The 6,195-nt window shown below is 68.8% G+C and carries 7 protein-coding genes; 3 read left to right on the forward strand and 4 right to left on the reverse strand.

Annotated features, from left to right (window positions below; genetic code table 11):
• The first annotated feature begins 14 nt into the window (after positions 1-14).
• Positions 15-674, forward strand: a complete 660-nt coding sequence (locus tag EV193_RS30445; RefSeq protein ID WP_130348397.1) for a cupredoxin domain-containing protein — start codon at positions 15-17, stop codon at positions 672-674.
• On the opposite strand, the gene EV193_RS30450 is transcribed toward EV193_RS30445, so the two are convergent.
• From EV193_RS30450 to EV193_RS30465, 4 genes are all read right to left on the reverse strand, one after another.
• Complete coding sequence (locus EV193_RS30450) at positions 660-1,958, reverse strand: pyroglutamyl-peptidase I (protein ID WP_207222867.1); 1,299 nt, start codon at positions 1,956-1,958, stop codon at positions 660-662. The genes EV193_RS30445 and EV193_RS30450 overlap by 15 nt on opposite strands.
• A complete protein-coding gene (locus EV193_RS30455) occupies positions 1,955-2,527 on the reverse strand; it encodes a hypothetical protein (protein ID WP_130348398.1) in 573 nt (190 codons plus the stop codon). Before EV193_RS30455 ends, EV193_RS30450 begins: the two co-directional genes overlap by 4 nt.
• Positions 2,527-3,477, reverse strand: coding sequence for an acyl-CoA desaturase (locus EV193_RS30460; RefSeq protein ID WP_130348399.1), 951 nt, complete (start codon positions 3,475-3,477; stop codon positions 2,527-2,529). Before EV193_RS30460 ends, EV193_RS30455 begins: the two co-directional genes overlap by 1 nt.
• Before the next feature lie 152 nt (positions 3,478-3,629).
• On the reverse strand, positions 3,630-4,616 hold the full coding sequence (locus EV193_RS30465) for an SMP-30/gluconolactonase/LRE family protein (RefSeq protein WP_130348400.1): 987 nt from the start codon (positions 4,614-4,616) through the stop codon (positions 3,630-3,632).
• An 82-nt stretch (positions 4,617-4,698) separates the two neighbouring features.
• Here EV193_RS30465 and EV193_RS30470 point away from each other — a divergent pair, with 82 nt between their 5' ends.
• Positions 4,699-4,884, forward strand: a complete 186-nt coding sequence (locus EV193_RS30470; protein WP_130348401.1) for a hypothetical protein — start codon at positions 4,699-4,701, stop codon at positions 4,882-4,884.
• A gap of 256 nt (positions 4,885-5,140) precedes the next feature.
• Positions 5,141-6,124, forward strand: coding sequence for a DUF222 domain-containing protein (locus EV193_RS30475; RefSeq protein ID WP_130348402.1), 984 nt, complete (start codon positions 5,141-5,143; stop codon positions 6,122-6,124).
• Positions 6,125-6,195: the final 71 nt, after the last annotated feature.

The raw sequence follows: 6,195 nt of genomic DNA on the forward strand, positions 1-6,195 counted from the left end.
CCAGGAGGAACGCCATGCGCCGTGCGCTTCACCTCACCGGGGTGACCGTGATGTTGGCCGCCGTGATCACGCTATTCGCCCCCGGCTCAGCGGCCGCGGCGAGCGCGCACGTGATGATCGCCCAGTACGCCTACGGACCGTCGACGGTCACCGTCACCGCGGGTGACACGGTGAGCTGGACCAACCACGACCAGGCGCCGCACGACGTGGTGACCACGAGCGGGCCGGCCCAGTTGCGCTCCCCCATGATGTCCAACGGGCAGAGCTGGTCGTTCCGGTTCACCCAGCCCGGCACGTACTCCTACTACTGCTCGGTGCACCCGGACATGAAGGCGAAGGTCGTCGTCCTGCCGGCGAGCGCGCCGCCGCAGGCACCGCCGCCCGTGCAGCAGCCGCAGCGCCCGCCGGCCCAGCAACCGGGTCAGCAGCAGCCGCGCACGACGGTTCCGCCGCGACCCGGCACGACCAGGGCGCCGGCCGCACCCGTTCCCGGCGTGCCCGCGCCGGCACCACAGCAGCCGATCGCCCAGCCGGCGGCGGACCAGCAGGTCGTGACACAACCTCAGGCGCAGCAGGAGCCGGTGAAGTCGCTGGACCCGATGCTGCTCGTGGCCGGCGTGATCGCCGCGGTGGCCACGCTGTGCCTCATGCTGATCGCGTCACGGCCTGGCTGAACCGAGAGCTGACCCAAGTCCGGCGCGCAGGATCAGCTCGGTCTGCGCGGCGATGCCGGTGCGCTGCCGCTCGAAGGACGGATCGGTGATCTCGGTCGTGTTGGCCGGGTCGAAGGTCAACACCGGGGTGTGCACGTGCCCACCGGGAATGTTCGCGCCGAGGGTCACCCGCAGCAGGCTGGTGCGGTACGCGACCTCGTTGGACAAATATCCGCCGCCCGATCCGCTCACCGCGATCGAGCCGGGCGTCGGCCCGTCCGGGCGCGTCACCGGCTGCGTCTGGCCGGCCGGGATCTCGGTGACCGACGGGTTTTCCCTGACCAGGTAAGGCTTTCCGGTCGCGGCCAGCATCGCGGCGGTGGGCAGGCTGGTCGGCACGAACTCCGGGCCGGGCCCGATGCCGGGCGCCACCACGGGCGCGGTCGGGCTGCCGCCGCCCCAGACGTTGAGGTTGTCGCCGATGCTGCTGATCGACCGTCGCCGGCCGTTGTGGATCTCCAGGTCGAACGCGTCCGGGCGGCCCTGGCTGATCGTGGTGATCCAGTCCGCCTGCTGCCGCCCGTCGACCAGATGCGGCCGGAACGCGCCCTCCACGATCCCCTCGTCGAAGTCGCCGTACCGGACCGGGAACACCACGGTCTGGATCTCGTAGCGCTGACCGTCCAGCGTGAACCGCGCGCCGTCCAGCCGCAGCACGGCGGCGCCGGACGGGTTGCCCCGCCGGATCTCGCTGTCCAGCGTGAACGGGTCGAAGCCGGACACGAACACCGTGCGCGTCCCGGGAGCCGGGGTGAACGACGAGGTGGTGATGCCGCGGGAGGCGCGCTCGAAGTCGCGGCGCAGTGCCGCCCGCGCGGTGTCGGAGAGACCAAAGCGCGGCCGCCACTGGCGCAGCGCGAGCGTCATGTTCACCCGCGCCCAGTACAGCGGCCGGTCGTCGCCCTGGCCGGCGCGGGCCCGGGACACCGTGGTGCGCCACAATTTCTCGCCGTGCCGGTCGATCACGATCTTGGCGTGGTCGAGCGAGTGGGTGCGGCACAGCGAGCGCTCGAAGTCGCCGATCAGCTCGCGGTAGCCGGCCGAGTCGACGATCCGCGCCGGCACCGGGACGGGGTTGGACCCGAGCGTCCTGGTCAGCCGCTGCTCCTCGACGTCCCCGGCGATCGTGGTGTTCCGGCACGGGCGCTCGTCCGCTGCTGTGTCCGCCGCCACCACGCTCGCGAGCGGGACCACCACGCCGACCACACCGAGCACCACCGCGACACCCAACGCGCGCAGCCTCATCGGACCTCCCTGTCGATCACTTCGAGCACGTCGCCGGCGTCCACGCTGACGCCGAGACCGTCCACCACGATGCCGTGCTGGTCCTCACCGGCGTGCGACGGGCGGTGGAACTCGATCGCCACCAGCGTGCCGAGATGACGGCTTCCGTTGCGGCACAGGACAATCCGGTCGCCCGCGTACAGCACGCCGGAGACCGTGCCCCACAGCACGCCGCCCGGACGTCCGGTCACCGGGAACACCCGCTCGACGGCAAACGCGGCGGCCGGGTGGCCCGGGTAGTCGATCTCGTCCTCGAAGTCCGCGGCCACGACCGTGCGCCAGCCGCAGGCCCGCAGGCAGCGCACCGCCCGCTGGACGGTCGCCGTCATCCTCGGGTCGTCGGCGGCGTACGGCTCCACCTCGACGGTCACCGGATAGCCGAGGAACCCGTCACCGGGATCGTCGTTGCTCCTCGGCTCCAACTCGGCGACCTCGTCGGCCAGCAACCCGTTGGCGCGCAACGACTCCACGACATCGGAGACCGATGGGCAGTCGACGAACAGGCGGGCGAAGTGGTACCGAGAGAGCACTAGTCGGCGGTGACTCTGGCCAGGCGCTCCGGGGTCGGCCAGCGCACCTGGTACACCCAGCCGAACTTCTCGAACACCCAGATCAGCCGCGCGGAGATGTCGATCTGGCCGCGCAGCACGCCGTGCCGCGCCGAGGTCGGGTCGGCGTGGTGCAGGTTGTGCCACGCCTCGCCCATCGACAGGATCGCCAGCGGCCAGAAGTTGGCCGCCTTGTCCCGGCTCTTGAACGGGCGCTCGCCGATCATGTGGCACACCGAGTTGGTGGACCAGGTGACGTGGTGCGCGAAGCCGACGCGCACCAGGCCGGCCCAGAAGAACGCGGTCACCGCGCCCCACCAGGACCAGGTGAGCAGCCCGCCGAGCACCGCGGGCGCGACCAGCGTCACCGCGGTCCACATGCCGAACTGCTTGTGCACGCGCACCATGTCCTTGTCCGCCAGCATGTCCGGCGCGAACCGCTCGGCGTTGGTCAGCTTGCGGTCGAAGATCCAGCCCATGTGCGCGTGCCAGAACCCGCGCATCAGCGCGATCGGCGAGGTGCCGAACAGCCAGGGCGAGTGCGGGTCGCCCTCACGGTCGGAGAACGCGTGGTGCCGGCGGTGGTCGGCGACCCAGTGCAGGATCGGGCCCTGCAGCGCCATGCTGCCGGCGATCGCCAGCGCGATGCGCATCCCGCGTTTGGCCTTGAACGCGCCGTGGGTGAAGTACCGGTGGAAGCCGACCGTCACACCGAGGATGGTCAGGGTGTAGAAGAACGCGGCCAGGCCGATGTCCACCCAGCCAAGGCCCCAGCCCCAGGCGAACGGCACGGCGGCGATCACCGCGACGAACGGCCCCAGGATGAAGATGTAGGTACCGAACTGGGGCCAGAAGCCTCGCCGCTCCCCGAAGATCGGCTTCGCGCCGCCGTTCGTGGTCGTGGCTCGCTGGCCTTCGGCTGTAGCGGTCATCAATGTCTCCCGACTTCCCGACGAGACCCGAGAACCTGATGGTCTCAAGGGAACCGGTCCCGCGCTCACATCAGCACACTAGCCGGCAAACCGGACATCAAGGAACAGTGAACGGTTGCCGTTTAGGGTTACCTAACCCGGGTCGGTCTCCGTCAGGGTACGTCGTAGACCGCGATCGCGCGTTCCACCAGGCTGCCCAGGTACACCCGCCCGTCGTGCTCACGGACGCCGACCGCGACCGAGAACCCGTCGACGGTGCCGCCGTGGTCGTGCACGAGCGTGCCCTCGGTGTCCACCGCCTGGAGCCGGAAGGTGCGCTTGGGCTGCGGCTGCACCCGCTCCGGCAACCGCCAGCCGATCTCGCGCAGCTTCGGGTGCAGGCGGTGCAGCGTGTCCAGGACCAGGTCACGCGGGCTGGCGATGGCGATCCAGATCAGCCCGTCCGAGCCGCGCGCGATGTTGTCCGGGAACCCGGACAGGTTGTCCAGCAGCACGTCGTTGGTGCCCGCCTTGGGTCCGGTGAGCCACACCCGGCGAATCCGGTAGGCGCCGGTCTCGGCCACCGCGACGTAGGACTCGTCGGCGGCGAGCGCCACACCGTTGGCGAACTGCAGACCCTCCAGCACCACCCACAGGCTGCCGTCCGGATCACGGCGCAGCAGCCGGCCGGTGCCGGAGTGCTCGAGGATGTCGGCGCGCCAGTGTTCGAGATCGAAGCGCTGGGAGCTGTCGGTGAAGTAGATCGTGCCGTTCTCGGTGATCGCGGCGTTGTTGCAGACGCGCAGGTTCTGCTCGCCGCGCGGGACCAGCGTCTCGATGTCGCCGCTGGTCCGGTCGACCAGCAGCAGGCCCTTGTCCGAGTCGCAGACCAGCAGCCGGCCGTCCGGGTGCAGTTCGAGGCCGAGCGGCCGGCCACCGGTGTCGGCGATCGTGTCAATGCGCCGGCCGTCCGCGGTCAGGCGCAGCACCCGGCCGTCGTCGACGCCGGTGAACACGTGGCCCTTCTCGTCCACCACGACGTCTTCCGGTCCGGTGCCGTTGATGTTGATCACGGTCACGGGTGGCAGCGGGTCGCGTGGCTTGCGGGCCGAGGGCTTCGGCGGCTGCCAGACGACGGGCTCGATCTTCGGACGGCGCATGACCCCTTGCCTACCGGGACGGTCGTGTCTCGGCAACCGCGGTTCGCATTCCGGACCGTGGTACGGGCTTAGCGTGACAATCATGGATGACATCGCGTGGGTGGACACGAGGTCGTGCACGCTGCCGTCGGTCGAGCAGCCGCTGCGGGTGGCGGAGTTCGACGCGTTGTTCGCCGAATCGCTGATCGTCGAGGTGCCGCCGGCGCGCACGGACGTGCTGGACGGGTTGGCCGCACGTGCGGCGAGCGTGCCACGCTCCTGGCTTTGAGTCGGATCGGCGTGCGGGCTTGGGGGGTGTGGCGGCGCGGAATTGTGCGGGCCGATACTCACAAGTCAAGGGCGCCTTCGGCGTCGGCTTCGCCGACTCGGCCCTGGGGGGCCGAGCCCTGGACTTGTGAGCCTCGATCGGCCCTAACGGCTGGCGCTACGGGCAGGCTCCGCCTGCCTTTTGCCCGTACCGCGCCGCCACCTTGCTCCTTTTAGTTCACCCCATAGTGGTCGATCGAATTGGGTAGAATCGAGGTATGAGGGGACAGCAACTCATCGACGAGCTACGGGCTCGCGAAACCCACATTCGACAACTCGAATACGAACGACTTCAACTCATCCACGAAATCCATCAGCAAGGCATCGCGAAAGAAATGGGCGCCTACTCCACGGCATCGCTCCTGCGGGACACGGTGCGGATCTCACCCGCCGATGCACGCAGGCGAGTCGCCGACGCCAACGCCCTGTTCGGCTCCACCACACTCACCGGCCAACCCATCGAACCGCAGCTCCCCGTCGCAGCGCAGGCACTCGCCGACGGCGTGATCAGCCGAGACCACGTCCAGATCGTGCGCACCACCATCGACACACTCCCCGCCGAGCACCACGCCGAAGTCGAACAACTCCTCGTGGAGGAAGCCACACGCTTCGACCCCGTGAAACTCGGCAAGCTCGCCACCCGCACTCGTGCGCACCTGCAACCAGAGCACGTTGTCTTGGAAGAACAACAAGCCCGTAAGCGCATGGAATTCTCCATGATCGAAGACATCGACGGCACGATCATCGTGCGCGGGCGGCTCTCACCCGAGTGCGCCGAAGTTCTCAAGGCAGCGCTGTCACCGTTGGCGAAACCCGCCGGAAAAGATGATGACCGATCCGCTACACGGCGGTGGGCCGACGCGCTCGTTGAGTTGGCGCACCGGGTGCTCAACTCCGACACACTGCCGCAGGACGGCGGTCGACGGCCGCACCTGGCGATCACGATTTCCTACGAACAACTCCGCGACCAGATCGGCCTCGGCCATGGTGACTTCGGTGCGATGATCACCCCACAAACCATTCGGCAGATCGCGTGCGATGCAGGCATCACACCCATCGTGTTGAACAGCGAAGGCCAACCACTCGACGTCGGACGCGAACAACGAACCGTCACAGCCACCATTCGCGCCGCGCTGATCGCACGAGATAAGGGCTGCTCATTTCCTGGGTGTGATCGGCCACCAGAATGGCAATACCGCTAAGTTAAGCTGCTCGTCTCTGTAGTTTGATGGTTGGCGGTCCGGTATGTCGAATGCCGCGTTCTGTTGGTTTC

It is taken from the genome of Herbihabitans rhizosphaerae (assembly GCF_004216555.1).
Classification (GTDB): Bacteria; Actinomycetota; Actinomycetes; order Mycobacteriales; family Pseudonocardiaceae; genus Herbihabitans; species Herbihabitans rhizosphaerae.